The sequence below is a fragment of the Trichocoleus sp. FACHB-40 genome (assembly GCF_014695915.1).
Classification (GTDB): domain Bacteria; phylum Cyanobacteriota; class Cyanobacteriia; order Cyanobacteriales; family FACHB-T130; genus Funiculus; species Funiculus sociatus.
In genome coordinates, this window is the sequence record NZ_JACJPF010000098.1 from 82205 (window position 1) to 108890 (window position 26686).

A 26686-nucleotide genomic window follows, 5' to 3' on the forward strand; every position below is an offset into this window, starting at 1 on the left:
AAGGAAGAGAGGCAACAGAAGTAATTAGATAGCCTTACCCAGTATGATCGTCTTTGGTGGGCATTGCCCATTCTACTTATCTGATTATTATGAGTTATTGCTTAAATCCCGTCTGTCAGAAGTGCCAAAATCCTCAAGATGGCAAATTTTGTCAAAGTTGCGGAAAGAAGCTGGTACTATTGGGTAGATATCGTGCGATCGCGCCACTAGGACAAGGCGGATTTGGTAGGACTTTTCGGGCAATTGATGAAGCGAAACCTTCCAAGCCAGCCTGTGTAATTAAGCAATTTTTCCCGATACAACAAGGCACAAATACAGCTAATAAAGCAGCAGAGTTATTTCATCAAGAAGCTGTACGGCTAGAAGAATTAGGCAATCATCAGCAGATTCCGGAATTGTTAGCCCATTTTGAGGAAGAAAACCATCAATATTTGGTGCAACAGTTTATCAACGGGCAGAACTTAGCCCATATATTAGAACAAAAAGGTGCTTTCAGTGAAACTGAAATTCGCAGCTTGTTGACAGACTTGCTGCGCGTTTTGGAATTTGTTCATAGCAAACAGGTGATTCACCGAGATATTAAACCAGAAAATATCATTCTCCGTTCCACCCTTTCTCAAGGGGGGGATCAACTGGTATTGGTGGATTTTGGCGCGGCTAAATTTGCTACGGGAACCGCATTGGCAAGAACTGGGACAGTGATTGGTGACTTTCGATATATTGCACCAGAACAAGCGGCAGGGAAAGGTGTTTTTGCCAGCGATTTATATAGTTTGGGAGTCACCTGCATTCATTTGCTGACTAACGTTGAACCTTTAGAGTTATTTGATACTGATGAGGATGCTTGGGTTTGGCAGAATTATTTGCCAAATCCTGTAAGCGATGAGTTGCCTAGCATCTTAGATAAGATGATTCAAAAAGCTGCTAAACGGCGATATCAATCAGCCGAAGAGGTGTTAAACGCGCTAACTCCACAAAAGTCATCTGTAGCGCCAACAAATCCAAAAATTTCCCAAGCTTCCCCGTTAAAAACGTTTGATTTTGATGTGGTGACAGTAAACGCACAGGGGAGGGAAACTAACCGCCGCCGAAAGCAAACAAAATATTTCTCTGAAGACTTAGGCGGTGGCGTGACACTAGAAATGGTAGAAATTCCTGGCGGTACTTTCCTAATGGGTTCTCCAGACACGGAGAAGGGACGTAACATAAATGAAAGTCCGCAACATCAAGTAACTGTAGCACCGTTTTTCATGGGAAAATTCACTGTCACACAAGCACAGTGGAAAGCAGTAGCAAATCTGCCAGCAATGAACCAAGATTTACAGCTAGATCCTTCAAGCTTCAAAAGTGCAAAACGACCAGTAGAAAATGTATCTTGGCACGATGCTGTAGAATTTTGTGCGCGTCTGTCGAAGAAAACTGGCAAGAGTTATCGTTTACCCAGCGAAAGCCAATGGGAATATGCTTGTCGTGCTGGAACAACCACACCTTTCCACTTTGGCGAGACAATTACAACTGATTTAGCTAATTTTAACGGAATTTATACTTACGCTTCTGCACCCAAGGGAAAAAATCGTCAGTATACAACAGACGTAGGGAGTTTTCCACCAAACGCCTTCGGACTATACGATATGCACGGCAACGTTTTGGAATGGTGTGCTGATGTTTGGCATGACAATTATAATGGTGCGCCTGCTGATGGGAGTGCGTGGGAATCTGGTAAAGATAATTCATTGCGGGCGCTGCGCGGTGGTTCGTGGAATTATATTCCTCAATGCCGTAGTGCAAGTCGTAGCTGGTATGTACTGAACAGTAGGGGCAAATTCTATGGCTTTCGAGTTGCGCTTAGTGCCTCTACGTGGACTTCTTAAACCTTTACTCAATGTCTGTACTACTTAGCTATGATTGTGAGATAGAGCGCGATCGCTTCCTAGCTACTCCTTCCGGCTAATTGCTCTTTCCTTATTTTTGATGGTTATAAGAATTAGAGTGTTTTTTATATTTGACGAGTACAGCGATCGCTATGCTCGTAAACCTTCCCTATTGTAATTAATTTAATTTATAGAGTTCTAGCTTATGGCATACAGTGATTTTACAACCTTAACTAAAGTCAGAGAAGCCTTTGGGTTAACCGTAGAAGAATCTATTGATTTATTTACTGGTACTCCAGAAGTTTTGCCAAGCTCTTATCTTCAGACTACATTAAATGAGAATGTATTTTTAGCAACTGCAATCAATACAGAAAAGGCGCGTGCGGAGTTAATTATTGCCCCGGTTTTATTAGAGGTTAGGCGAATACTTAATTTTCAAATTGGTTTTTTCTCTGGCTCCGAGTTCAATGTCGATTTGCAAGCAGGTTTGAGCGGATATTGCGATTATATTCTTACTGCCTCAAAAGAATCCTATGAAATTCGGACTCCAGTTGTAACCTTGGCAGAGGCTAAAAATGAAAGTATTAAATCTGGCTTAGGACAGTGTATTGCTGAAATGGTTGCAGCCCAATTATTTAATCAACGAAGTGGAGACCCAATCGAAAGTATCTATGGAGCCGTAACTACGGGAACAGATTGGAAGTTTCTTAAGTTGACTGATAAAACCATCTGGATTGATAAGCGAGACTATTTTATCAATGAAGTAAGTCAGATTTTGGGGATTTTAGCAACATCATTTAAAGCATTTCATTCTATGAAAAATTGAGCAATTGGCTTCTAATCCGCTAGTTTTGAGTCAATTTGTATGGCATCGCCGTATAAAAAAACGGAGTAATTTTACATGAGGTAGTTGATTAAGGACATATATCCCCATATGCTAAATTTTTTATACCTGATTTTGCGTATACCATAGCTCCTAAATCAAATGGTTGGTTGAAAGCTGACGGAAGACATCCTTTAGAATAACAACTCCTAACAATTGCAGTACCTTTTTCACCTACTACCTCAACAGTCAACTGAGCAAAATCACCCCCCGCACCAAAATCCCAGGTTGATGATTGTTCACCTTCGGCAAGGGCTGTTGCTCGGATTACTCCAATATAAGCTTTTAGTTTTTGGCAGTTCTTAAGTCCATCTACAACATCTTCATAAAAATATCCCAAGCTGTTACGTCCCCAATCATTACGAACTGAGGTTGGAACCATTAATCCTGGTGTAGGCTTAGTAAGTACAGCAAAGAAGTATGGTATCAGAATTATTGTTATAGTTGGGATTAAATAAGTAGTTCTCCGAAGAAGAGAAGGTGGTTTATGTTTGGCGATTAAACAAGATAGGTAAAGGAATAAAAAAGGAAATAAAATTGGGATACCTATTAACAAAGGAGATAGAGCTATTCCTAACGTAGCTACTGCCCATAGCAGGAAAGCTTCAAATGATGAAAAGTTAGGATATTTACGAAATAAAGGGAAAATCACCTTAGAAATTAATACACTTACGCCGAGTATCCCAAGAATTAGAAAAGTTATACTAATCCAAAAAAAAGGTAGTACCAAGACGGCAAAAGTTATATCAATATGTGTTATTAGATGCAAATCTAACAAACATCCTACTAATATGCTTGGAATCACCAGTGCTAGGTTAATATCTTGTCTTCTATATCTCAAAGTCCATATAGTCGCAGCACTACAGGAAAGAGCAACAAAAAGAGTCATTGAAAAACTATAAGGGTGTTGAATTGGCTCTGGAAACCAGAAACCTATAGATTCATTTCTCTTAACAAAGCTTATCGGAGTCACAAGAGCCAAAAATAGTAAGCTACAACCGAAAATGAGTAATGTTGTGCGAAATGATTCGGCTTTCTTATTTCTTATGTTATTCGTGTTATTTTGCAAGATTCATCCTCCTTAACTGTGTATAAAGCAAGTAATACCAACTAATTTAGCTTACTCAAACACGATTTCAATATTTATCTAGTCATCTAGAAGAATAGTCACAGCAAAAATTATTCTATTACAATTCATTCAAATTATAAGTAAAACTTACATTGTTTTACTGATGGTTGTAGATATTGAAAAGAAGATGATTGTTCGATTGACAAATTAGCTAATTATCGCAACTTTATCAAGAAAATCTTAACAGAATACTATGAGTGGGCATCTAACACCCCTAGAGAGGGCGTAGAGGAATGCTTGGCATTTGATGAGGTTCGAGATCATTACTTTTGGTTTCACCTTGGCTGGGACGGCAAGCGTAGAGTTCAAGGAGTAATGGTTTACCTGCGAATTCGAGGTGGAAAGATTTGGGTTACAGACCCAAATGCGATCGCTATGCAACGGCGTATCCTGTATACTGCCTCACATCTGGTGGATGAAACCCCAAAACTATTTTATCTTTAGGAATTCCCGCAGCAACCAGTTCCTGAGTTACGCCATCTTCTGTATCATCTCGTTGCACCCAAATCTTGCTATCTATAATATCAAGATGAACAAGGCATCCATGAACACGCCTTGCCGCATCCCAACCGAGAGTAATCAATAAATAGCTATCAGCTACTTCATCAAAAACTGTTTTACAAGTAAGTTCTCCATGCGCGTATGGAATTTTAGTGTAGGGTTCAAGAACAGTCTTAATAATATTTCGATAGTTCTCTAAGGTATCCATTGCACAATTACCTCCTTCTGAGCTTCAAATACGATTAGGTTCAGATTTTCATCAGCAATCAAGAGTTGACCGATTGGTTACTCAAAAAGAGAGTTAAACGTTATGTCGCGAACTGCCAGATATAAAATCCAATTTGGATTGGTTTGACGCATTACAGCCCGGTAAAGAACAAACTGACCGACTGCATTTTTCAGGTCTTCCATTTCGGAAGCACCGACAAAGCTCTTGATCTCTACTGCAATTTTGCGTTCCTCCCGTTCGGCTGCCAAAAGTTGCCGTGCGCCAAGAGCGACATACATATCCTTTTTGCCCCATCGGAGATGAAACGGATCATGAGAAATTGTCCAACCATCTTTGACGAGTGCATTCTTCACAGCATCGTGATAGATGTCTAGGGCAGGCATAGGCAACCTATCGATAGAGCTTACAGTCCCCTATTCTAAAATTACCTTGGTTTATTGAGTGTTTATAGGGCTTAAATCTTGTTACTTCAAGGCGCGATACCTTCGCTAAGCTTCCCTAACGCAACGTGGATGTAGGAGAGCGATCGCATAACTCAAACAGACAAAAACGCGATCGCCCTTTCTTCACTCCTGACAATTTCCATCAGGTCATAGTGAAGTTAAGTCAAGTTGTTAAGTTTAAGCAATCATCAGATTGATTAGGTAGGGTGAGCAAAAGCCCACCACAACCATTGAGAATTAATAAATTGAGTTTAACATCGCACATCAGCCTCAATTAATTTGAGCGCGATCGCTTTTTCTACCTCACTGAACCCGGAAAATTAGCAGCAGGAGACACTTGCAAAATTCGCCCGTCTAACTTGCGAACCACATCCCCCACTGGCACTAATGGTTGTTTACCATTTGTATAAATCACCGCTGTTAACGCCCCTACCCGATTGCGGCGAAAAGCCGCTACATCCATCCGCACAGGCTGCTGTTGCAGCTTGAGAGCCAAGCTCATGCCGGAGGAGGCATTCCCCAGGCTATTCAGTTCCGGAAGCGATTTGTATTCCACAACCTCTAGTCCCTGGTATCCTTTTAGCCTTTCCCGCAGTAAGCTCAACATTTTTTGCTGTGCTTCCGGGTTCTGCATTTCTTGCAGACTGGCATCAAAGTTTGCCCGATCCGGCTCTGAGGGCATATTTCCCGTGAATCCTAAGACGATTTGGAAGTTCTCTTGATTGACAAAAGCAAAGAAATTCTCCGGCTGGATGTTTGCCTGAGTCAGCTGTTGTCTAAGAACTTCTAAATTTGAGGCAATAGCAGCTGCTACTTCTGGCGGTAATTCTTGGAAGCCAGCAGGCAAATCTTCCAGCGTCAATTTTATATTAGACGACGCTGGCGCTGGAGTAGGCGCTTGAGCAGGTGCTTCTTGGGCTGGTTCTGGGATAGGCGCTTGGGCAATAGTAGCAATCGAAGCACCAAACCAAAGGGTGCTGGTCAACAAACATAAACTCAAAGGATTTTTGGGCATTTGCTCTCACTTGGTTGATCCTTATTTATCAGGATAGACAGCCAAAAGCCATCTAGACGATACTCCAGATCCCGTTTCACCAGATTGCTGGCAAACGGTTGTTATAAAATATCTTGCCCCAAGCCCTCAGTCTTCCATTACCCATTTCTTACCTCTTATATTTTGCCTTTTATCGTTATGCCTTTTAGCCCCTAATAAACTAAACCGCTCTTATACTTATTACCTTTAGCCGTAAAATCTTAAAATAATTTAAAATTCGTCTTTGCCTCGATTCCACATCTATCCCAAACCCCCAAAGTTATTATGCCCATCGGCTACCTCGCCCTAGTCCTCCACGCTCACCTGCCCTTCGTCCGCCATCCTGAAAGTGACTATGTTCTGGAAGAAGAGTGGCTGTTTGAGGCCATCACCGAAACCTATATTCCTCTGCTGCACGTATTTGAGGGCTTAAAGCGGGACGGCATTGACTTCAAAATCACCATGAGTATGACACCGCCTTTGGTGTCAATGCTACGCGATCCTCTGCTACAAGAGCGCTACGACGAACACTTAGCCCAACTAGAAGAACTAGCTCAACTAGAAGTTGAGCATAACAAGAATAACGGTCATATCCGCTACCTCGCGGAACACTACACGAATGAGTTTCACACCATTCGTCAGACATGGGAACGCCACGACCGGGACTTAGTGACGGCGTTTAAACAATTCTTAGATAGTAACAACCTGGAAATCATCACCTGCGGCGCGACTCACGGGTATATGCCGCTGATGAAGATGTATCCCCAAGCAGTCTGGGCGCAAATTCAGGTAGCGGTAGAACACTACGAGCAAACCTTTGGTCGTCCTCCCAAAGGGATTTGGTTGCCAGAATGCGCCTACTATGAAGGACTAGAGCGGATGTTAGCCGATGCGGGCTTGCGCTACTTCCTCACTGATGGGCATGGCATTCTCTACGCCCGTCCTCGCCCTCGCTTTGGCTCCTACGCCCCCATCTTTACAGAAACCGGAGTTGCTGCCTTCGGTCGAGATCACGAGTCTTCCCAGCAGGTTTGGTCTTCAGAAGTAGGCTATCCCGGTGCGGCAGAATATCGGGAATTTTACAAGGATTTGGGCTGGGAAGCAGAATATGAATACATCAAGCCCTACATCATGCCCAACGGCCAGCGGAAGAATACGGGCATCAAATATCACAAGATTACCGGGCGTGGTTTAGGGTTGGGCGATAAGCAACTTTATGACCCTTACTGGGCGCGGGAAAAGGCTGCTGAACACGCCGCCAACTTTACGTATAATCGGGAGCGGCAAGTTGAACACTTGCACCACATTATGCAGCGTCCGCCTATCATCGTCTCGCCCTACGATGCAGAGTTATTTGGACACTGGTGGTATGAAGGCCCCTGGTTTATAGATTATCTGTTCCGCAAGTCTTGGTATGACCAAAGTACCTATCAGATGACGCATTTGGCAGATTATTTACGCGCCAACCCGACGCAGCAAGTCTGTCGTCCTTCTCAGTCGAGTTGGGGTTACAAAGGTTTCCACGAGTATTGGTTGAATGAGACTAATGCTTGGATTTATCCGCATTTGCACAAAGCAGCAGAACGGATGATTGAGTTAGGACGACGGGAACCTGCTGATGAACTGGAGTGGAAAGCGCTGAACCAAGCCGCACGAGAATTGCTGCTGGCGCAATCTTCTGACTGGGCGTTTATTATGCGTACTGGAACGATGGTACCGTATGCGGTACGAAGAACGCGATCGCATCTCATGCGCTTCAACAAGCTCTACGATGACATCAATATCGGTAAAATCGACAGCGGTTGGTTAGAAAAAGTCGAGGAAATTGACAACATCTTCCCCGAAATCAACTATCGAGTTTATCGTCCCTTGTAATACAGATACCCCCAACCCCCCGAATTCCGGGGGGTTTTATTAGGTTTGGCAAGCCCCCCTTCTTTTTAGAGAGTGTCTGGATCAATATTTAACTCTCTGAGTTTAGCGGCTAATCGCTGGGCTTTTTCCTCTGCTTGCTGTCGTGCATCTTCTGCTTGCTGTCGTGCTGCTGCTTCCTCATTATGGGTAAGGAGTTTTTTATCTGTTGCTGGCTCGTAAAAGTGCAGTTCTCCAGATTCCAGCCGCAACTCCAGCTTCAAAACTTCACTGGTTAACGATACTGTACCATCCGGCAAAGTTGTTGTTGCTACTGGCAAATAATTACCTTCAACTAAGCGTAAACCCTGGATTTGGGGATTGAGATAATCCCCTGTAGGATCGTATTGATAATACTCACTTACTCCCAAAAAAGCGTAAATTCCTTTTTTTGCACCTTGATCTTTGGCGCGGGTAGTTTTTGAAGTTATCTCCAACACGAAATCAGGCGTTTTATTGTTTTCTTCCCAAGTTTTGAAAGTACGGCGTTCCTTGTTTTCTACTCCAAAGACGACAAATGTTTCCGGTGCAACAACTGACTCCGGATTACCTTTTTCATAGTAAATAAATAAATTGCCAGCGACGTATACATCAGGACGATTTTGAAAATAAATTCGCAGCGCACTCCGAGCATAAATTAAGTAATTACACTGCACATCACCTTCCGCCATCGGCTTACCGTCATCATCTGGATACTCAATCTGGATTGGGATATATTCTTCCAGCGAGACTGTTGTTGTCATCTCTATCCCTCAACTAAGGCTATCTCCAATTTATATCAACTTGTCTGAGCGTGCAGTATTTCTCCATAGAACGTTGCAAACCAATAAAAAGCCTGATCTTTTTTAAATCTTATTTTTTAGTTATAGAGGTGGGTTATGAAAAATATTCTTGAAACGAAAAGATTAATTTTACGTCAGTTTAATGAAAATGATGCTGGCAATTTATTTGAATTAAATAGCAATCCTGAAGTTATACGCTTCATTAATGGATGAGATTGCACTTGGTAATCGGTTGCTTAAATCTACTTGGGGTAAAGGCTACGCAACTGAAGTATCTCAAGAATTGGTGTTAAATGGTTTTGCCCAATGGTGGTCAACAGAGTGGCTGCTTGAGCATTAGCAGATAATAAAACATCCATAAAAGTCATGGAAAAGGTTGGTTTAAAGTTTGAAAAAGACTTTATTTTTAAAGAAAGTCAACTTCCAAATATAAAAACATCGGAACAAAAAGTGGTTATGTATGCTCTGCATAAAGAAGAATATCAAGTAGGTTTAAGTGAGGTAATAAAATAAACCGAAAACCAACCTACTTATCTGATTGCCTTTCTTACCACGGGCTACCAACTATTGTAAAAGCTGCCCAATAGTAGGGATGCGATAAATTTTGATTCCCAAGTCCTGCCAGTTCTGGCGGTAGAGATATATTTCCTCTCGGAGAGTGCAACTGACCATTTTCTATGCGTACCTGCCCTTTCAACATTGCTATCTGGGCTTGCCGCAACGCTTCTGCTTTAATAGGCGCAGTAGTCAGATGCCGATAAAACTCTGTCATCAGTCCCAAAGTTCCTTCATCTGATACATACCACAGACTAGCTAAAGCTGATTTTACGCCACTGTTAACTGCTAACCCGGCAAAGCCTAACTCTGCATCTTTATCACCTAAAGCTGTTCTACAGGCACTTAACACCAACAGTTCTACTGGTGGGTTGTTCCAGCTTAAGTGCTTCATTTGATTCAACCGCAGTTTTTCGTTCCAAAACTGAACGTAGGAGTTGCTGGGAACTCCCGGTAGAAAGTCAGCATGAGTCGCTAGGTGAATAATTTTAAAAGGCTGCAAAGCGCGTTGCGACTGCAAATTATTTAGAGTAAATTTTTGGTTGAGAAAGGATTTACCCCGCCGCAGCTTTTGTGTAATAGCAGATAACTCCACTGGCACAGCAGGTAATGGTTCTTGTTCCTTAAATATTGACGCACCCATTGCCAAAACTGGGGAATTTTTGATGTCAGCGTATCTGGTATCTGTGAGTTTGAAAGCAGGGATGCGTCCAATACTATATTTTTCTATGAGAAACTTTTGCCCATCATGAAATGCTGCCAATGGCATAGTGCGTAAGCCAACACCCATGCAAAAAATTAAGCTGTCTATGTTATTAGTTTCTAAGTCTGCTTCCAGTGGCGCAATAATCCACTGATGAAGCCGCCGGGCTGCTGGAAAATAGTCTTTACTACCTTGGATTGAGTGATTGACAATATTCTTTCGGAAGTCTTTAACTGTTTCCAGTAAAACTTCGCGCTTAGCTGCTAGAATTCGCTTGTGAATTGGTTTACCTTTTGGAGTAATCAACACGAGTTCTAGTTGTTGTTCGCGGGGAAATACGTAAATCAGGGCAGTGTTTTCCCCGGTTTGCTTGCTGATTCGGTCTAAAGTATTGGCGACATCCTTAGCTGTTATTGACTTGTCGGGGAAAGCTACCCGAAAATAATCCTCATATTGCTTTTCCCAAGTTGTCTCGATTTGCGGCACCGCCTCAGTTAAGTTGCCTTCGTCAAGGGCGATTTCTACTTTTGAGGGTTTAGCAGCTTGGGCTATGGAGATGGGGTTAGGAGTGGAAGCGATCGCAACTTCCAGTATGGGTTCGCTGCTGACGCTTCCTATGATGTATAATCCTGCCAAGCTAACGCCAATGCTACTTACTACTGATTTCATAAACCGCTCACTGATGTTGAGTTACATAGAATTTGCTCTACTAGGCAATGCCGTCCATTGATGATGTTAGCTTGAATATCAGCTTGTCTTGGGGATATTGCCAACCCTCTTGAGAGGTATCTTCTGTCTAGAAAGGGGAGAAAGGTTTTAAAGCAAAGTACGCAGAGGTTCTTGTTTTGAGTGGATCGGGTAGTGCGGAACTTAAAAAATCTGTAACCTGTCAAAAGTTTTATATTCAAGAACTAGCCTTTAGTTTTCTCTTCTGGAATGAAAGGCTGCATTATTGTTTTACAAAAAAGTAACCCCTTATCTTTTTGGAAAGAATGGCTATAAAGACTGCATGGGTATTTCCAGGTCAGGGTTCCCAAAGGATAGGGATGGGGCTGGATTTAGTAAATATACCTACTGCTAAAGCCAAGTTTAAGCTGGCAGAGGAAATTTTAGGCTGGTCGGTTTTGGAAGTCTGCCAAAGCAACGAAACAATGCTATCGCGGACTTTCTACACCCAACCTTGCATTTATGTTGTGTCGAGTATTCTTGCTGACTTGATGAAGCAGCAGGGACACCAACCCGATTTTGTGGCAGGCTACAGTATGGGCGAGTACATCGCTCTTTATGCTGCTGGAGTGTATGATTTTGAATCGGGGTTACGCCTGATTAAGCGCCGCGCCGAGTTGATGGATAAGGCTCCAAGTGGGATGATGGCTGTGTTGATCGGATGCGATCGCATTCTTCTCGAACAACAAATCCAGCAAACTCCTAATGTGGAACTAGCTAGTGATAATTTAGACCAATTGGTAATCTCTGGATCTCCAGCAGCTGTAGCCTTGGTGCTATCCCAGGTAGAGGCGAAGCGTGTGGTTCCCCTGAAGCTTTCTGGTGCTTTTCATTCTGCATTCATGGCGACAGCTGCCTTCGCGTTCCAGCAAGCGTTAGATTCTATTGAGTTTCAGACAGCCGAAATTCCTGTTTTATCAAATGTAGAACCCTTGCCAGCAGTTGATGCCACAGTTTTGAAAGAACGTCTGGGTCGGCAAATGACTGGTGCGGTTCGCTGGCGAGAAATCACCCTGCAATTAGCAGCAGAAGGTGTAAAACGGGTGGTAGAAATTGGTTCAACCCAAGTATTGACAAATTTACTTAAACGTGCAGAATTACATGATAATGTTTCTGCTCGCCTCGGCTTTGCATTGGCCAATGTTACTAGCGAAAGCGAATTATATAGTTTCGGTTGTCAGCGCGTTCATAAGCCGCTGGTGTGTTTCTAGAGAGGATCTGGGTCAATATTTAATTCTCTAAGTTTAGCGGCTACTCTTTGCGATCGCTCTTCTACTCTCACCCGACCAAAAAATAGCCAACTGGCAAGAAATAGAAGCACAATAAAAAAAAGACAGGCATAACGCCTGTCCTACACGCAATTATTCAGCACAGAAACTAGAAATTCATTTCTGCGGCTTGCACTTTTTCTACTTGCTTCTTCTTCAGCACTAGCATGACTTGAGACAGCATGATGGCGAAGATGAATGCCATCAACCACTTGACGCGGGTGGGACTTTGCAAGACGATTTCGGTGTCTACTTGACCAAATCCACCGACGTTAGGATTGTTAGTTAAAGCTTCGCCTGCTTTGACTTCTTGCCCTTCGGAAACGACAAGATCGGGGCCTGCGGGAATTGTCTCAACAACGGCATTGCCTTCTGCTGGCTGAATCGTGACTTGAGAGCCACCTTCTTCTGCTTGGGCAATAGAGGTGATTCTACCAGCGACAGAAGCGTTATAGACGGCGTTGTTGCTCTTTTCACCAGTCGGGTAAACTTGTCCGCGTCCCCGGTTTCCGCCGACATGAATGGAGTATTTACCGAAGTAAACTCCTTTTTCGGTTTCTGGGTTGGGAGAAAGAACTGGGAAGACAATTTCCTGGTATTGATCGCCGGCGATAGGGCCAACGATAACGATGTTTTCTTTGTCTTCGTTGTAGGATTGGAAGTAAAGTTCCCCGACTTTTTCCTTCATTTCTTCGGGAATTCTGTCTTCTGGGGCAATCTTAAAGCCTTCGGGCAACATCAATACGGCACCCACGTTCAGGGGGCCTTTGCTGCCATCACCTTGCACTTGCTGTATGTTGGTGTCGTAGGGGATTTTGACTACGGCTTCAAATACGGTGTCTGGCAGAACTGATTGAGGAACTTCAACTTTGGTGGATTTCGCACCCAGGTGACAGTTGGCGCAGACGATCCGCCCGGTGGGTTCGCGGGGGGTTTCCGGATAGGTTTGCTGGGCCCAGAAGGGGTAGGCGCTAGCTGACTGGGGAAGGACGCGATCGCTTGCGAAGAATAATGATAGGGTGGCGATCGCCACCAGGATGCTTTTAGCAATTACCCGCTTGCCTAATTTACACATCGCCGCAAAAGAAGCTTTTCTCATCTATTAAGGAGGGGTAGGAAGTGTCAATTTCAAACAATTTTGGATGCGTGGATGGGTGGATTTTAGATTGAGTCTGAAATCTAAAATCTAAAATCCCTATGTCCACCAGGGGTTTTCGCCAGTACGGAAGTCCGTTTCCGTCCAGGGTGTTAAAGTAACTTTGTCTTCAACGACTGCGGCGTGAACCAGTCCCAAGGACAGAGGTGCTGGGCCCCGGACTACTTTGCCAGTGTTGTCATACTGGGAACCATGACAGGGACAAATAAACCTGTTTTCGCCGGAGTTCCAGGGAACTACGCAGCCTAAGTGGGTGCAGACAGCGTTTAAACCGTAATTCTCGATTTGTTTGTCTTCTGTCACCACAATGTAGGTGGGGTCGCCTTTGAAGCCCTGAACTAAGCTGCGATCGCCTGGATTGTGATTCGCCAAAAAGTCGCTCACAATGATGTCGTTGCCGATGGCATCCTTAGCAGTTAGACCACCGCCTCCTGTACCGCTCGACGGCGGGATAAAATACTTGACAACCGGATATAGTGCGCCCAGTGCTGTTCCTGTAATGGCACCAAAAGTTAACAAGTTCATAAATTGGCGACGTCCCATATCGGGAACGTCTGCTGATCCAGAAAGTTGAGCCATGATTTCGTCTTCAGTGTATAGCTATGTAAACAATTTGGGGATATTTCCCCGAATTTGTTAAACCCTGACTAATAAATGTATATCAAACAACCACTACTCAGGGCCGCCACAAACCCTTTTGTGGAAAGGTTTACAGCCTTGCTTAGGGTATTATTACATTCTTTTGCACCGTATCATAATTTTAAGAACCGCTTCCTTTATGACGATATGTGAATAAAATTTATAACAATAAAAAATTATGACAGGACAAGACCTTCAGCAACTGCTGCTTTCCAAGTGGGGACGCTCATACGATATCCAGATTAGGCGGGTTCAGAACAAGATTTTTGTTCAGGTGATGTGGAAATATTTAGAGCAGGTGTCTTTTCCGCTGTCAGAGGCGGAGTACATAGCGCACCTGGAGACTGTCGCTGGTTATCTCCATGCTTGGGGTGGAGCATCAACGGTGCAAGAGTATATTGAACAGACACGCGATCGCCCTCGTCTGGGCAAAGCGGTAAGCATTCCCCTAGATTTGGGCGATCGCGCCTCCGAATGGATACTCTGAGAAATTGGGAACGAGATAAATATCTTAACGTCCTAACAGCTTTACCAAACCGATACCGCCGAAGTAAAGACCCAGCACCGCACCAGCGAGAAGACTTTGGGTAAGCGGGTCGGTGGAAGGTGTCAGCACCGCACCCAATACAGTTGCTCCCAGAATCACCAGCCGCCAGCCAGAAAACATTTGCGCTGAAGAGACAATTCCCAAAAAGCCCAACAATAGCTGGATTATGGGAATTTGAAACGCCAAGCCAGTGCTAAACATCAAAAGCAGCACAAACTCAAAATACTTGTCAATTGACCATAGTTGTTCTACGACATCTGCACCGTAGCTGATGAAAAAATTCAACGCGGCTGGAATAAGTGCTACATAAGCGAAAAACAGACCGGTCACAAACAGAAAGCTTGACCCCAAGACAACTGGCCCTATTAAGCGACTTTCGCGGCGAGTTAGCCCTGGTAGAACAAACTGGATAATCTGGTAGAGGATAAAAGGACTGGCGACTAGCAAGCCACTGTAACCAGCGACTTTGATAGAGACAAAAAAGTATTCTCCTGGTGCAAGTTGGAGAAACTTAACTCCCTGCGCCGGGATTTCCAATAAGCGGACGATTTCCTTGACAAACAGGAAACAACCTGCAACACCAACAACAACAGCGATCAGCGCATAGAAAATTCGCCGCCGCAACTCTTCCAGATGGTCGAACAGGGACATTTCGACTTCAGCAGGGAGTTCATCAAGATATTCATCTTCGGGTGAAGTTGCCAATTCTAAGTCTGGCGGGAGTGCGGTATCGACTTCGGAAGGAAGCGTCATCGGTCAAGGGGTTGGTTTCAGTATTTGTTGACTATTTTATCTATGTCTTGCTGTCTGGGTGATTAAAAAATGGGGAAAAACGTGATTGAGAAGATGCTAACCCTGTCCCGATTTTTTATTTTTTTAGCGCGGTTGGCTGACCATCGGCGTATTTTGCTACTTGGTCGGAAACTTCTGGATTGTACAGGCGCAGGTAGTTCCAGTAGTTGCCAAACACGTTTTTGACGTAACCTTGGGTTTCTTCAAAGGGAATATTTTCCACAAATTCGTCTGGATCGCTGAAACTTCTTTCGCCCAGCCACTTCGATAGAATCGTGGAACCAGCATTGTAACTAGCGATCGCGTAGAGGGAATTATTCTTGTAGCGATCGTGCATTTCATCCAAAGCCCAGGTGCCTAACTTGATATTGTCTTTGGGGTTGTCAAGTTTATATTGCTTAACTCCCATTTTTTCGGCAACCGATTTACCTGTTGCTGGTATTATCTGCATCAAGCCCATAGCGCCAGAAGAAGAACGAATTTTTGGCTCAAACCTTGACTCTTGGCGGATTACAGAGAGGACGAGTAGGGGATTGAGTTGATGCTTGGAAGACCAAGTTTCAATAGTTTCGATATAAGGCAACGGATAGAGAGCTTGCCAGTAAGCCTTCTGTTGCCGTAAAGTTTCGTACTGGGCTTGTTCTTCAGGTGTTTCGCGGTCTTCCAGACTAGATATTTTAGAGATTCCTTGAAGGCGATCGCCTTTGGCGAGTCTGATTAAACCATCGGTAAATTGTTCTGCCACACTTGGCTTGATCCGGTTTTTGTATTCCGCTTGCCAGAGTGCCCAAGCATCTTTGTCTTGACCCAGCTGGTAAAGTTCTTGTAAAGTCGCAGAACCTACGGGTAGAACTGGTCGCTTGGCAGGCCAATTTACTTTAGGATCTAGCTTGCGTACTGTGGAAAAATCTCCCGCATCCCAGCCCAGATGCACAGCAGACCGCCACGCATAGTAAGACTGTGGGTACTTAGTCACCACCTGCTCAAAAGCCTGTTTCGCCTCCTGCTGTTTTCCTAGCTTTTTAGCCCATTTACCTGACCAAAAGGTGGCTTGACGACCTAACTCGCTATCAGAATTTTCGGTGGCAATTTGTTTTGCCCATTTCCAGGCGCTTTGGTAATCTTTAGCTCTTGCCCTACTTTGAGCCATTTTCCAGCGATATTGTGCGGCTGCATCGGAATCGCCATATTTGGTTAGTAATGTTTGACGAGCTTCGGCGGCTCCCTCAGAACTTTTGAGACTATCCAAAACGGAAGCTTCTAATACCAGTGCTTCGCCAGCTCGATCGGGGAATTGATTAATAACTTGATCGAGATAAGGTACCGCTTCTATCGCGGGGCCCATTTTGGCAATTTGGATCAGAGCTGTGGCGGTTTCTTCGGCTTTGGGGAAGTCCTGCACCATTTGTTTATAGGCGCGGACTGCTTGTGGTCTTTTCTCGGCTAGCTGGAGTCCCCTAGCGGCGAGGTAGGCGTTCTTAGGCGTGCGGGGGGCATTAGCATAAGCGGCGCTAGCTTGACCGTATTTCCGGTTTCCCCAGTAGGCTAGAGCGATCGCTTCCCAGTCTTCCGGCTTGATCGCGTCCGGATAACCAACTAACTTGTCTAGCACGGAGGTAATGGAGGGTGTGTCAAAGGCGTATCTTGCCAGCAACAGCATCAATTCCGGCTGATTGGGATTTTCTTTGAGCAAAGACCGTGCTATTTCCAGGGTGCGAGGATGGCTCTCGAATTCCTCAATTGCTTGCTGCCAATATTCTTGATCCGTCTTTCCTAGTACATATAAAGCTTCAGCTGCCACGGGTTCTTTAGAATGGCGTGCCAACTCTTCCCAAGTTTGTTTGGCTTTACCTTTGTCGCCAGTAAGCTCGTAAGCTTGCGCTCGTTTGAGGAGAATATGTCCGGATAAAACCGGATATTGACGCTCTAGGGCTTTTAAGTGGGAGAGTGCCTTTTCACCTTGCTTTGCAGCAATCGCATCGCTAGCCAACAGATAACGGGCGCGACTGCGGTCGAGAGATAATTTTCCGTTAGCGATCGCTTCTAGTTGCGATGTCCGCTCTTCTGCTGGTAGCGATACTAAACGGGCAACAGCTGAGTCGTCATTTTCCCGCATTAACAAGCTGTTCTGCACTTGGAAAGGAACCCAAGTAACCAATCCCTCCAGCCAGCCGCTATACTTCTTGGGTAACATGGTTGTGCCAATCACCAAGGCACTTAATCCCGCAACGGCAGCCAGGACGACTTGATTTTTCCTTCTTGATTGGTTGGCTCGCGAGAAAACCAGACGCGAGTTTTTCCGGGCAAAAATAGGACGTGACCTTCTCATATAACCTCCGTGCGACGGACATCCATCTCTCTTTTCTGGGATTCGGTGGTTGTTAGTGCTATCCCTTTGTCAAGCTTTGAACCAGTCCTCGTACCTCCAAGGTGAGCCTTTTTGCGATTATGCGATCGCTGACTAACACTCACAAATATCCTTGATTAACAAAACGCTGAAATTTAACGCTACTGCTCCGCCGCGTTTGATTTTTCTTGGGAGATGCCCTAGCAATTGGATTGTAAAAAAAGGCGGTGGAATTGACCGGAAATGTGACACAGCTGCCTGAAAACCTCACTAGTACCTTGCAGGAACTGATTCCAGAAACTAAATTGAAAGCCCAACAAGTCCGCAATGCCATAATGCGGCTGGGTGTCGATAGCCCTATTCGCAAAATCATCCTGTGGATTGGAAAAACCTCAGACTCTGAATAAGAATAGCTTGTGCTTGCCTCAGCAGTTTTTTATGCACAATCAGCCAAAAAACACAAGTGCAGAACGCTGTAAATTAGCTGGCAAATGTGAATTAATGACCTCTGTGCTAAGGCTGCTGGCACATAGCCGAAGGCATGGAACACTCTTTAAACCAGGATAATCGATTTAAGTGAGAAACCGATTACAAAACATTGCATTAAGCTGCTCTAGGCAAAATATTGGTAACAAGCCTCTGTCAAAAGTGGTGTCCTCCTAAATTTCTTGTTAAAAAAAATTAAGACTAACAGTTTTTGCCAGAATCGATAAATTACCACAGATTAAAATCTATGGTTAAGTGATGTGTGACTTTTAAGAAAGTGTCATGCTGTAGGCAAACAATACTGTACGGTTAAGGGCTGATCCCTCTAGCTTCGCGATGGATGCACCTGTACTCTATGAAAATGAGGGTGACACTTCTAAAAGCCCCTTTTTAAACCTTATTGGGGAGCTTGGAGGTTCACAACACTAACCGAAAAATAGGGACATGGTATTACCATGTCCCTACATTTGCCCTTGAATTTTTTATCTTTAATTGTTTAGCGCAGTATCTGAACGCCTGAGTGTTTTTCTACTAACTTAGAAACTTCTGGATTATACAACCTCAGATAATTCCAATAGTTACCAAAAACTTGTCTGACATAACCCTTTGTTTCATCAAAAGGTATTTCTTCGACAAATTCATCTGGATCGATAGATCCTTTTTGCTTAAGCCATTTCGAGACATTACCAGGGCCTGCATTGTAACTAGCAACGGCTAACATGGAGTTGTTGTTATATTCCTTGTGGGTAAAGTCAAGAAACCAAGTTCCCAATTTTACGTTATCGTTGGGATTTTCCGTATTAAATTGCTTAATTCCAATTTTTTCGGCAACCCACTTACCTGTTCCTGGCATCACTTGCATTAAACCAACGGCACCAGCAACAGAACGGATTTTACTTTCAAACCGCGACTCCTGACGAATTAAAGCTGTTACGAGTAGAGGATTGAGCTGACGCTGTTGCGACCAGCTTTCGATAATTTCCAGATATGGGAAAGGATAGAGACTGTGCCAGTAAACGGGTTGTTGCCTGAAAGCTTTGTATTCCTCTAGTTCGGCGGGTGTTTCACGGTCTTCGAGAGTAGAAATATAAGAGATTCCCTTCAGGTAGTTGCCTAATCCTAGCTGCATGATGCCTTCAGTAAATTGTTCGGCAACGGTGGGCTGCATTCGGTTTTGGAATTCGGCTTGCCAAAGCATCCAAGCATCCCGGTGTTGACCTAGCTGGTACAACTCTTTTAACTTTTCGGAGCCAGCAGGTAGGACTGGGTGTTCGATGGGTCGCACTACTTGCGGGGACAACTGACGCACGGTGGTAAAGTCTCCCACATCCCAGCCTAATAAGACGGCAGAACGCCACGCATAGTAGGATTGGGGATACTTAGCTAGTACGTGTTCAAAAGCTGCTTTCGCTTCCTGCTGTTTCCCCAACTTAGTTGCCCATTTGCCGACCCAAAAGCCAGCTCTGGGAGCCAAAATGTTATCGGGATTGTTGATTGTGATCGGTTGCGCCCATTTCCAGGCTTCCCGGAAATCTCCTAGCTGTGCCTGTTGTTGAGCTACTTTCCACCGATATTCTGCGGCTATGTCGGAACTGGCATATTTAGTTAGCATCAATTGCCTCGCGTCGGAGGCTGATTGAGAGCTTCCCAGTTGTTCGAGGATTTTGGACTTGGCTAGGAGTGCTTCACCTGCTTCGTCGGGAAAGTTGTTGATAACGCGATCTAGGTAGGGTAATGCTTCTAGGGGTTTGACTAATTCTGCCAAACGCCGCAAGCCGAGTCCGGTTTCATCGGCATCGGGAAATTTAGAGATTAAGGATGAGTAGGCAATTCTGGCTTCTGGTGTTTTGGCGGAAATTTGTAGCCCTCTGGCGGTGCGATAAGCGTTACGGGCCGTTTGGGGTGCGCGAGCATAGGCGATGCTGGCTTTTTCATAACTGCGGTTTTCCCAGTAGTTAAATGCGATCGCTTCCCAATCTTCGGGTTTTAGCAGGGTTGTGCCTTGTTTCTTGGCAGCAGCATCCAGGGTAACTAGCCGATCTTGTACGGCAAAAATTCCCGGCTCCTTCCCAGCGTATTTTACTAGCATTAAGAGCAACTGCGGCTGATTAGGATTTTTGCTCAACCTAGTACGCACAATTTCCAGGGTGCGGGGATGGCTGGGGAAGGATGCGATCGCACTGTCCCAATATTTCGGATTCTTTTTACCCAACACATACAGTGCTTCGGCTGCTGCTGGTGAGTCGGGATACTGTTTGACTAAATTCTGCCTAGTCGTCTGCGCTTGAGTGTCACCAGCAACTTCGTAAGCTTGAGCGCGTTTTAGGGCAATATAGGGTGCCATAACTGGATAGTCTGACTCTAATCCTTCCAGCAGCTTGAGCGCCTTTTTCCCTTGCTTAGAGCCAATCAAATCGCTAGCCAAAAGATAACGAGCGCGGTTACGCTCTATAGATTGATTGCTGGAGGCGATCGCTTCGAGTTGTGCTTCCCGCTGCGCCGTCGGGAGCGACGCTAATGGCAAAACCGAAGGAGCAGATTGGCTCCCCTGATTCTGGCTTGACTGCTCCTGAGGCTGAATATTAACCATCAATTTCCCTAACAAACTGGTCAATTGTGGTACTGACAGAGTTGCCCCAGCTACCAAGGCAAGTAACCCTGCCCCTACAGCCAGAGAAATTTGGGTTTTCCGCTGCTTCAACATCGCTTCTTTTCCGCCACGTCTGAATCAAATTCCCTGAGACTCTAGCATTTTAATCAAAGTTTCCGAGTTAGCTGATACTCTGGCGAAAAATTAGCTGACTTGGGGCAACCCTGTAAGGGAACGTTACAAAAACCTGGCTTTTGATTTTGATCGATACTGGTAACTAATACAGGTAAACAATCAGCAGAACACAGGAATGGAATTTCGATCGACTGATACGCCACGTTTGGACTGGTCTGGGGATGCCCTCGCTGTTGGGCTATTTGAGGATGGATTGGAGATAACTGGCGATTTGGCGGCGCTGGATGAAAAACTCGCCGGGACTATCAAGGAATTGATTGAAGAGACGGAATTTAAGGGAAAAGAAGGCAGTAGCGCTGTAACTCGCGTTGGTGGAAGTAGCCCTATCCGCAAAATTATGTTGGTGGGATTGGGTAAACCAGAGGCTTTGAAGCTGGAAACTTGGCGGCGGGCTGCTGCTGTTGTTGCCCGGTTAGCGAGAAAGGAAAAGTGCAAAACTCTGGGGGTTAGTCTGCCAGTGTGGAATCAGGATGCAGAGGCGAGTGCGAGTGCGATCGCGCAAGGCATCCTCTTAGCTTTACATAAGGATAATCGGTTTAAGTCTGAACCGGAAGACAAAGATGTGCAGCTAGAACGTGTTGATTTACTCTCGTTGCCCGGTCAAGAGTCGGCAATTAATCGCGCTAAAGCGATCGCTGATGGCGTGATTCTGGCGCGGGAACTGGTCGCAGCACCAGCGAATGAGTGTACGCCGATAACTATGGCCGAAACTGCACAAGCGATCGCAGCAGAACACGGTCTACAATTAGAAATTCTGGAACAACAAGAGTGCGAACAGCTTGGCATGGGGGCATTTTTAGCTGTTGCTAAAGCTTCTGATATGCCCCCCAAGTTCATCCACCTCACCTACAAACCAGAAGGAACGCCCCGCCGGAAATTGGCAATTGTCGGCAAAGGTCTTACCTTCGATTCTGGTGGTCTTAACATTAAAGGTGCTGGCAGCGGCATCGAGACTATGAAGATGGATATGGGTGGTGGTGCCGCCACGCTTGGCGCTGCTAAGGCTATCGGTCAGTTGAAGCCAGATGTGGAAGTCCACTTTATCTCTGCTGTGACTGAGAATATGATTAGCGGTCACGCTATGCACCCAGGCGATGTCCTCAAAGCTTCCAACGGCAAAACGATTGAAGTTAACAATACCGATGCCGAAGGTCGATTGACTTTGGCGGATGCACTGGTATTTACGGAAAAATTGGGCGTTGACGCTATTGTTGACTTAGCTACACTTACAGGTGCCTGCGTAATTGCACTGGGCGACGATATTGCTGGGTTGTGGAGTCCAGACGATGCAGTTGCCAACGAGTTGCTGAAGGCTTCGGAAATGGCTGGGGAAAAGCTGTGGCGGATGCCTATGGAAGAGAAATACTTTGAAGGACTCAAGTCGCAGATTGCCGATATGAAGAATACTGGCCCTCGTCCAGGTGGTTCGATTACTGCGGCTTTATTCCTGAAGGAGTTCGTCAAGGAAACGGCTTGGGCGCACTTAGACATTGCCGGCCCGGTTTGGGCGGATAAGGAAAACGGCGTTAACAATGCTGGTGCTACGGGTTACGGCGTTCGTACTTTGGTGAACTGGGTACTGAACTAGGGATTGGGGATTGGGGATTGGGAAAGAGGCAGAATTGCCTGTTTTCAATTCTTAATCCCCAATTTTGAAGGTATTATTACTCAATCTCGTAGTAAATGCTAAATCCCCACAAGGCGATCGCTTTTGCTCCCTTCGACTGATGATTCTACTGAGGTAGCACTTTAGCCTGAATATAGTTGTACCTTGTAGTGGTGTAATTCTACCATTTCGGAGGCAAGGATGTTAGAGCGGGAAACTCTCGCCAATAGCCAGTTTTAAAAATCCAATTGGACTTACTCTAGGTTTATTAAAAATTTACAATATCAACCAAAATAGCTGCAAATTTAAAGATTATATAAAATTACTAATCTTTAATAGCAAAAATATGATGTATTGAGTATTATGCCTAAATCAACTGCGATCGCATTCTGCGTTTAAACCCCTAGTAATATACTAAGCATATTTACGCATTGCCTGAGCTGAATAGCTACTACAGAGGGATAAGTTTTCGCAAGGGCTTTGTAAGAGCGATCGCCAGTAAAGTTCCTCTCGCAACGACGCAAAACTTAAATCGTTTTAGGATAATACCCAGAGCCAAAGCTAAGGGAATCGAATCGAGGTTCAATAGGAAAAACCACTAGCTGTAGTGTAGGTAAAAATTAGTTACTGCCTAGTTTTCCAGTTTGGTTTATACCAGAACCTAAAAATATACCGCCGTAATATGGCATCTACCACTAGCACCACAGGTGAAAATAATGGTTGACTTTACCGTAGCTATTCGAGCGTATAACGCCCAAAAACGCCTCCCAGATGTTTTAGAGAGATTGCGATCGCAAATTAATACAGAGCAGATAAACTGGGAAATTGTAATTGTTGACAATAACAGCACTGACAACACAGCCCAGATTATTCAAGAATATCAAGCAAATTGGCCTAAAGATTATCCCCTCAGATATTACCTTGAACCTGAGCAAGGAGCAGCAGTTGCACGACAACGCACAATAAAAGAAGCCAAAGGCACCTTTATAGGTTTTATTGATGATGATAATTTGCCGACTCCCAACTGGGTTGCAGCAGCTTATTCCTTCGGGATAGCGCATCCAAACGCCGGAGCTTATGGAAGTGAAATTCGCGGAGAATTTGAAGCCGCTCCGCCAGAAAACTTCAACAAAATAGCTCCAATTATGGCTATCGTAGATCGTGGTGACAAACCATTCCGCTATGACCGTGTACTTCCCCCTGGTGCCGGAATGGTGATTCGCAAACAAGCCTGGTTAGAAAGTGTTCCTAATCGTCTGTTTCTAAAAGGGCCAGTTGGTACATCTTTAACAGTAAAAAGTGAAGACATAGAAGCACTTTCATACCTGAAGCGGCAAGGTTGGGAAATTTGGCATAATCCGGAAATGTGCATTTACCATCAAATACCAAAATGGCGTTTAGAAAGACAATATTTGATGGATTTGTGTCGGGGCGCTGGTATTGGTCGGCACCATATTCGGATGATCGCCTTTAAACCTTGGCAAAGGCCCTTGATTATCCCCTTCTACATAGCAAGCGACCTCCGCAAAGTAATTCTCCACTTCATCAAAAATTACCGCATTCTCAATACCGATAACATTGCAGCTTGCGAAATGCAGCTATTTTTAAGTACGCTTTTCAGCCCTTTGTATATTTGGAAACAGCATTATTTAGCTTCTCAGTCTCCAGTTGTCGAAAAAAAACAGCCAAATTTGAGCCATTGCTAATAAATAAAAGTAGCGCAAAATCCAATTGATAGGAACCTGAAAGCGAAAACACCTGACGAGTCGCCTTGTACAGAGAAAGGAAGCCTGCTAGTCACGACATTATTTGTATAGCCCCAGGCAACAAAGCCTGCGAAGGGTAACTAAGTAATGAAAAAAATCATCATGTATCGGGATAAACTGCTTCCTTACTCGGAAACCTTTATCCCAACTCAAGTAGAAAGTCTTTCATCCTATACAGGATTCTACGTTGGTACTTCACGAACTCCGGAATCTAAATTCCTTATTCCCCAGGAAAGAAGCATCACACTCAGCGATTTAGTCTCGCGTCCGGGGATTTGGAAAACCGCTTTTAAAATAGGTGGCATTGTTCATCCTAAATGGTTTAAGTTTATGCAAGATTTATCTCCTTGCATAATGCACGCTCACTTTGGCCTTGACGGAATTTGGGGACTCTTGTTAGCTGAAAAGTTGGGGATTCCTCTGCTGGTAACTTTTCGGGGAAACGACATCACAGGAATGCAAGCCAGTGAAATCAAGCAAGGGCGTGTGCAAATGCTTGATTTCTTTTTTAAGCGAGGTCAGTTTTACAGAGATTTTTACGTAAGCAAACGCCAGCAGCTATTTAAAGAAGCTCGGTATTGCATTGCTGTCTCTGATTTTATCCGTTCCCAATTAATAGAAAAAGGATGTCCGCCAGAAAAAGCTGTAGTCCTCTATACTGGGGTGAATGTTGATAAATTCACCCCAGATCCTAACGTGGTGCGTGAGCCAATAGTGCTATTTGTGGGGCGGCTGGTGGAAAAAAAGGGTTGCGAATATCTCATCCGGGCCATGTCGCAGGTGCAGGCAATAATGCCTGAAGTCGAGTTAGTAATGATTGGAGATGGTTCACTGCGTTCCACTTTGGAAGAACTAGCTAAAAGTTCCTTAAAACGTTACAGTTTTTTAGGATCGCGATCGCACGACGTTGTTAAAGAGTGGATGAATCGAGCTTTTTTGCTCTGTGCGCCTAGCATCACAGCTACCACAGGAGATTCTGAAGGCTTACCTAATGTTGTTAATGAAGCCGCAGCAATGGGTTTACCTGTTGTCGCTTCTATTCATGCTGGTATCCCAGAAGCTGTAGTTCATGGAGAAACGGGTTTCTTAGTGCCAGAAAAAGATTGGGAAGCTATGGCTAAACATATCTTAACTCTGCTAGGCGATTCCTCCTTGAGAAACCGTTTTGCTATGGCTGGGCGCAACCGCGTAGAACAAGAGTTTAATTTAAAACGCAATACAGAAAAGTTAGAAAAAATTTACAATGGCATTCTGGCTGAATTCTGCTAAAACTGTGAAATGTTCATGGTGACGGCGTTCAAGCGTGTCAAACTAGACGATGACATCTACTGCGATCGCAAAGGGGTAACTTAATGGCTGATTGGCACCTAAAAACACCAGTTGCTATTTTCATCTTCAAGCGCCCCGATACCACCCAAAAGGTATTTGAAGCAATCCGTCAAGCAAAACCACCCAAGCTGTTAGTAATTTCTAATATTCCCCCAGCTAACAAACCAGACCAAGCTGAACTAAATGCAGCTGCTCGTGCAATTATTGAACGTGTTGATTGGGACTGCGAAGTTCTAAAAAATTACTCTGATACTTTTCTTAGCGCTAAAGATCGCATTTACAGTGGCTTAAACTGGATATTCGAGAATGTAGAAGAGGCAATTATCTTAGAAGATGACTGCGTACCTCATCCCAGTTTCTTTCGGTTCTGTGAAGAAATTCTCGAATATTACCGAGATGAGCCGAAAATTATGGGAATTAGCGGCAGTAACTTCCTTAAGGGAAGCACTCGGACAGATTACAGCTACTATTATTCTCGTTACCCTAATTTGTGGGGATGGGCATCTTGGCGACGAGCATGGCAACATATGGATCTGGAAATGAAGCTCTGGCCAGAAGTCCGAGATCAGGGATGGCTGATGGATGTATTATCAGATGCTCGTGCTGTAAATTGGTGGAGTAACGTATTTCAAGCTGTCCACGAAAACCGTAAAGATACTTGGGATTATCAATGGGTACTTTCCTGCTGGTTGCAACAGGGATTGTATGTTGTGCCTAATGTTAATCTAGTTTCTAATATTGGCTTTGGTTTAACCTCAACGCATACCAGAGATATTTATGATTGGCGGGCTAATATGCCTATTGAAGCCATGTTATTTCCGCTTAAACATCCCAATTTTATTTTGCGGGATTCCCAATCTGATAGCCTTGTTTTAGAAAGATATTATTATGGCAGTACAACTCCAAGTTTAATGCAGCGTGTGAGCAGAGAAGCAAGACGAGCTAGAAGCCTGATAAAAAAGAAAATTTTTGCCCGAAAATAGTTCAAAAGTAGCTATTTAAAGCATTGTACTACTCATTAATAAGCGCGGCGTACCTATGAAGGTACTACTAATTACTTTTGGTGATGCTATAGCAGTCCTAAATGATTCGTGAAGGCGAGATACCCGATTTCTTAGAGAAGTCGGGTATCTAGAGGGCTGGGTCACAACTCAAATAGGATTGCTATACTCTCCCCTTTTTGTCTCCCTTATTAAGGG

Annotated in this window: 24 protein-coding genes and 1 pseudogene; 13 read left to right on the top strand and 12 right to left on the bottom strand. The window is 44.4% G+C overall.

Features of this window, described 5'->3' with window-relative positions; all coding sequences use genetic code 11:
* Positions 1-89 precede the first annotated feature (89 nt).
* Positions 90-1871: an SUMF1/EgtB/PvdO family nonheme iron enzyme gene (locus H6F63_RS21405; protein ID WP_190639471.1), complete on the top strand. Its 1782-nt coding sequence runs from the start codon at positions 90-92 to the stop codon at positions 1869-1871.
* A 205-nt stretch (positions 1872-2076) separates the two neighbouring features.
* Positions 2077-2697, top strand: a complete 621-nt coding sequence (locus H6F63_RS21410; protein WP_190639472.1) for a hypothetical protein — start codon at positions 2077-2079, stop codon at positions 2695-2697.
* A gap of 88 nt (positions 2698-2785) precedes the next feature.
* Here H6F63_RS21410 and H6F63_RS21415 read toward each other — a convergent pair whose 3' ends face one another.
* Positions 2786-3823 (bottom strand): hypothetical protein, encoded by a 1038-nt coding sequence (locus H6F63_RS21415; RefSeq protein WP_190639473.1) that lies wholly within the window; start codon positions 3821-3823, stop codon positions 2786-2788.
* A 237-nt stretch (positions 3824-4060) separates the two neighbouring features.
* Between H6F63_RS21415 and H6F63_RS31155 the strand changes: the two genes are divergently transcribed.
* Positions 4061-4327, top strand: a complete 267-nt coding sequence (locus tag H6F63_RS31155) for an element excision factor XisI family protein (RefSeq protein ID WP_347276830.1) — start codon at positions 4061-4063, stop codon at positions 4325-4327.
* Here H6F63_RS31155 and H6F63_RS21425 read toward each other — a convergent pair.
* The 3 genes and pseudogenes from H6F63_RS21425 to H6F63_RS21435 all read right to left on the bottom strand — a co-directional run bounded on the left by H6F63_RS21425 (position 4257) and on the right by H6F63_RS21435 (position 6071).
* Entirely contained in the window at positions 4257-4592 is a 336-nt protein-coding gene (locus H6F63_RS21425) for a XisI protein (protein WP_190639474.1), read from the bottom strand. The two genes, H6F63_RS31155 and H6F63_RS21425, sit on opposite strands and share 71 nt — an antisense overlap.
* A pseudogene (locus H6F63_RS21430) lies at positions 4580-4996 on the bottom strand (element excision factor XisH family protein). Before H6F63_RS21430 ends, H6F63_RS21425 begins: the two are co-directional and overlap by 13 nt.
* Before the next feature lie 358 nt (positions 4997-5354).
* On the bottom strand, positions 5355-6071 hold the full coding sequence (locus H6F63_RS21435; protein WP_190639475.1) for a hypothetical protein: 717 nt from the start codon (positions 6069-6071) through the stop codon (positions 5355-5357).
* 303 nt (positions 6072-6374) lie between these two features.
* Here H6F63_RS21435 and H6F63_RS21440 point away from each other — a divergent pair, with 303 nt between their 5' ends.
* The gene (locus H6F63_RS21440) at positions 6375-7964 is read left to right on the top strand and encodes a glycoside hydrolase family 57 protein (protein ID WP_190639476.1); all 1590 of its coding nucleotides are present in this window, start codon (positions 6375-6377) and stop codon (positions 7962-7964) included.
* Positions 7965-8029: 65 nt separating this feature from the next.
* Here the strand turns inward: H6F63_RS21440 and H6F63_RS21445 are convergent, their stop codons facing one another.
* The gene (locus H6F63_RS21445; protein ID WP_190639477.1) at positions 8030-8743 is read right to left on the bottom strand and encodes a Uma2 family endonuclease; all 714 of its coding nucleotides are present in this window, start codon (positions 8741-8743) and stop codon (positions 8030-8032) included.
* A 244-nt stretch (positions 8744-8987) separates the two neighbouring features.
* Here H6F63_RS21445 and H6F63_RS30650 point away from each other — a divergent pair, with 244 nt between their 5' ends.
* Entirely contained in the window at positions 8988-9122 is a 135-nt protein-coding gene (locus tag H6F63_RS30650; protein ID WP_277875803.1) for a hypothetical protein, read from the top strand.
* A 26-nt stretch (positions 9123-9148) separates the two neighbouring features.
* The gene (locus tag H6F63_RS29495) at positions 9149-9295 is read left to right on the top strand and encodes a hypothetical protein (protein WP_199298191.1); all 147 of its coding nucleotides are present in this window, start codon (positions 9149-9151) and stop codon (positions 9293-9295) included.
* Positions 9296-9329: 34 nt separating this feature from the next.
* Here the strand turns inward: H6F63_RS29495 and H6F63_RS21455 are convergent, their stop codons facing one another.
* Positions 9330-10709 (bottom strand): CHAT domain-containing protein, encoded by a 1380-nt coding sequence (locus H6F63_RS21455; RefSeq protein ID WP_190639478.1) that lies wholly within the window; start codon positions 10707-10709, stop codon positions 9330-9332.
* Positions 10710-11032: 323 nt separating this feature from the next.
* Here H6F63_RS21455 and fabD point away from each other — a divergent pair, with 323 nt between their 5' ends.
* A complete protein-coding gene (fabD, locus tag H6F63_RS21460; RefSeq protein ID WP_190639479.1) occupies positions 11033-11977 on the top strand; it encodes an ACP S-malonyltransferase in 945 nt (314 codons plus the stop codon).
* A gap of 166 nt (positions 11978-12143) precedes the next feature.
* Here the strand turns inward: fabD and petA are convergent, their stop codons facing one another.
* Both petA and petC read right to left on the bottom strand, forming a co-directional pair.
* Entirely contained in the window at positions 12144-13133 is a 990-nt protein-coding gene (gene petA / locus H6F63_RS21465) for a cytochrome f (protein WP_190639480.1), read from the bottom strand.
* A 96-nt stretch (positions 13134-13229) separates the two neighbouring features.
* On the bottom strand, positions 13230-13769 hold the full coding sequence (petC, locus tag H6F63_RS21470) for a cytochrome b6-f complex iron-sulfur subunit (RefSeq protein ID WP_190419496.1): 540 nt from the start codon (positions 13767-13769) through the stop codon (positions 13230-13232).
* Positions 13770-14007: 238 nt separating this feature from the next.
* Between petC and H6F63_RS21475 the strand changes: the two genes are divergently transcribed.
* The gene (locus tag H6F63_RS21475) at positions 14008-14316 is read left to right on the top strand and encodes a DUF3067 family protein (RefSeq protein ID WP_190419498.1); all 309 of its coding nucleotides are present in this window, start codon (positions 14008-14010) and stop codon (positions 14314-14316) included.
* A gap of 24 nt (positions 14317-14340) precedes the next feature.
* Here H6F63_RS21475 and tatC read toward each other — a convergent pair whose 3' ends face one another.
* The 3 genes from tatC to H6F63_RS21490 form a co-directional block, all read right to left on the bottom strand.
* Positions 14341-15129, bottom strand: coding sequence for a twin-arginine translocase subunit TatC (gene tatC / locus H6F63_RS21480; protein WP_190639481.1), 789 nt, complete (start codon positions 15127-15129; stop codon positions 14341-14343).
* 115 nt (positions 15130-15244) lie between these two features.
* Positions 15245-17497: a transglycosylase SLT domain-containing protein gene (locus H6F63_RS21485; protein WP_190639482.1), complete on the bottom strand. Its 2253-nt coding sequence runs from the start codon at positions 17495-17497 to the stop codon at positions 15245-15247.
* Entirely contained in the window at positions 17494-17640 is a 147-nt protein-coding gene (locus H6F63_RS21490) for a hypothetical protein (protein ID WP_190639483.1), read from the bottom strand. The genes H6F63_RS21485 and H6F63_RS21490 overlap by 4 nt, the downstream gene beginning before the upstream one ends.
* 120 nt (positions 17641-17760) lie before the next feature.
* Here H6F63_RS21490 and H6F63_RS21495 point away from each other — a divergent pair, with 120 nt between their 5' ends.
* Positions 17761-17922 carry a hypothetical protein gene (locus H6F63_RS21495; protein WP_190639484.1) on the top strand — a complete coding sequence of 54 codons (162 nt, stop codon included), beginning with the start codon at positions 17761-17763 and terminating at the stop codon, positions 17920-17922.
* 575 nt (positions 17923-18497) lie between these two features.
* Here the strand turns inward: H6F63_RS21495 and H6F63_RS21500 are convergent.
* Positions 18498-20705 carry a transglycosylase SLT domain-containing protein gene (locus tag H6F63_RS21500; protein ID WP_190639485.1) on the bottom strand — a complete coding sequence of 736 codons (2208 nt, stop codon included), beginning with the start codon at positions 20703-20705 and terminating at the stop codon, positions 18498-18500.
* Between the two features lie 196 nt (positions 20706-20901).
* On the opposite strand from H6F63_RS21500, the gene H6F63_RS21505 reads away from it, so the two are divergent.
* The 4 genes from H6F63_RS21505 to H6F63_RS21520 all read left to right on the top strand — a co-directional run bounded on the left by H6F63_RS21505 (position 20902) and on the right by H6F63_RS21520 (position 26470).
* A complete protein-coding gene (locus tag H6F63_RS21505) occupies positions 20902-22374 on the top strand; it encodes a leucyl aminopeptidase (protein ID WP_190639486.1) in 1473 nt (490 codons plus the stop codon).
* Between the two features lie 734 nt (positions 22375-23108).
* A complete protein-coding gene (gene hpsE / locus H6F63_RS21510) occupies positions 23109-24098 on the top strand; it encodes a hormogonium polysaccharide biosynthesis glycosyltransferase HpsE (protein WP_190639487.1) in 990 nt (329 codons plus the stop codon).
* A 147-nt stretch (positions 24099-24245) separates the two neighbouring features.
* Positions 24246-25427, top strand: coding sequence for a glycosyltransferase (locus H6F63_RS21515; protein WP_190639488.1), 1182 nt, complete (start codon positions 24246-24248; stop codon positions 25425-25427).
* A gap of 83 nt (positions 25428-25510) precedes the next feature.
* On the top strand, positions 25511-26470 hold the full coding sequence (locus H6F63_RS21520) for a glycosyltransferase family 2 protein (protein WP_190639489.1): 960 nt from the start codon (positions 25511-25513) through the stop codon (positions 26468-26470).
* The last annotated feature ends 216 nt before the right edge of the window (positions 26471-26686 follow it).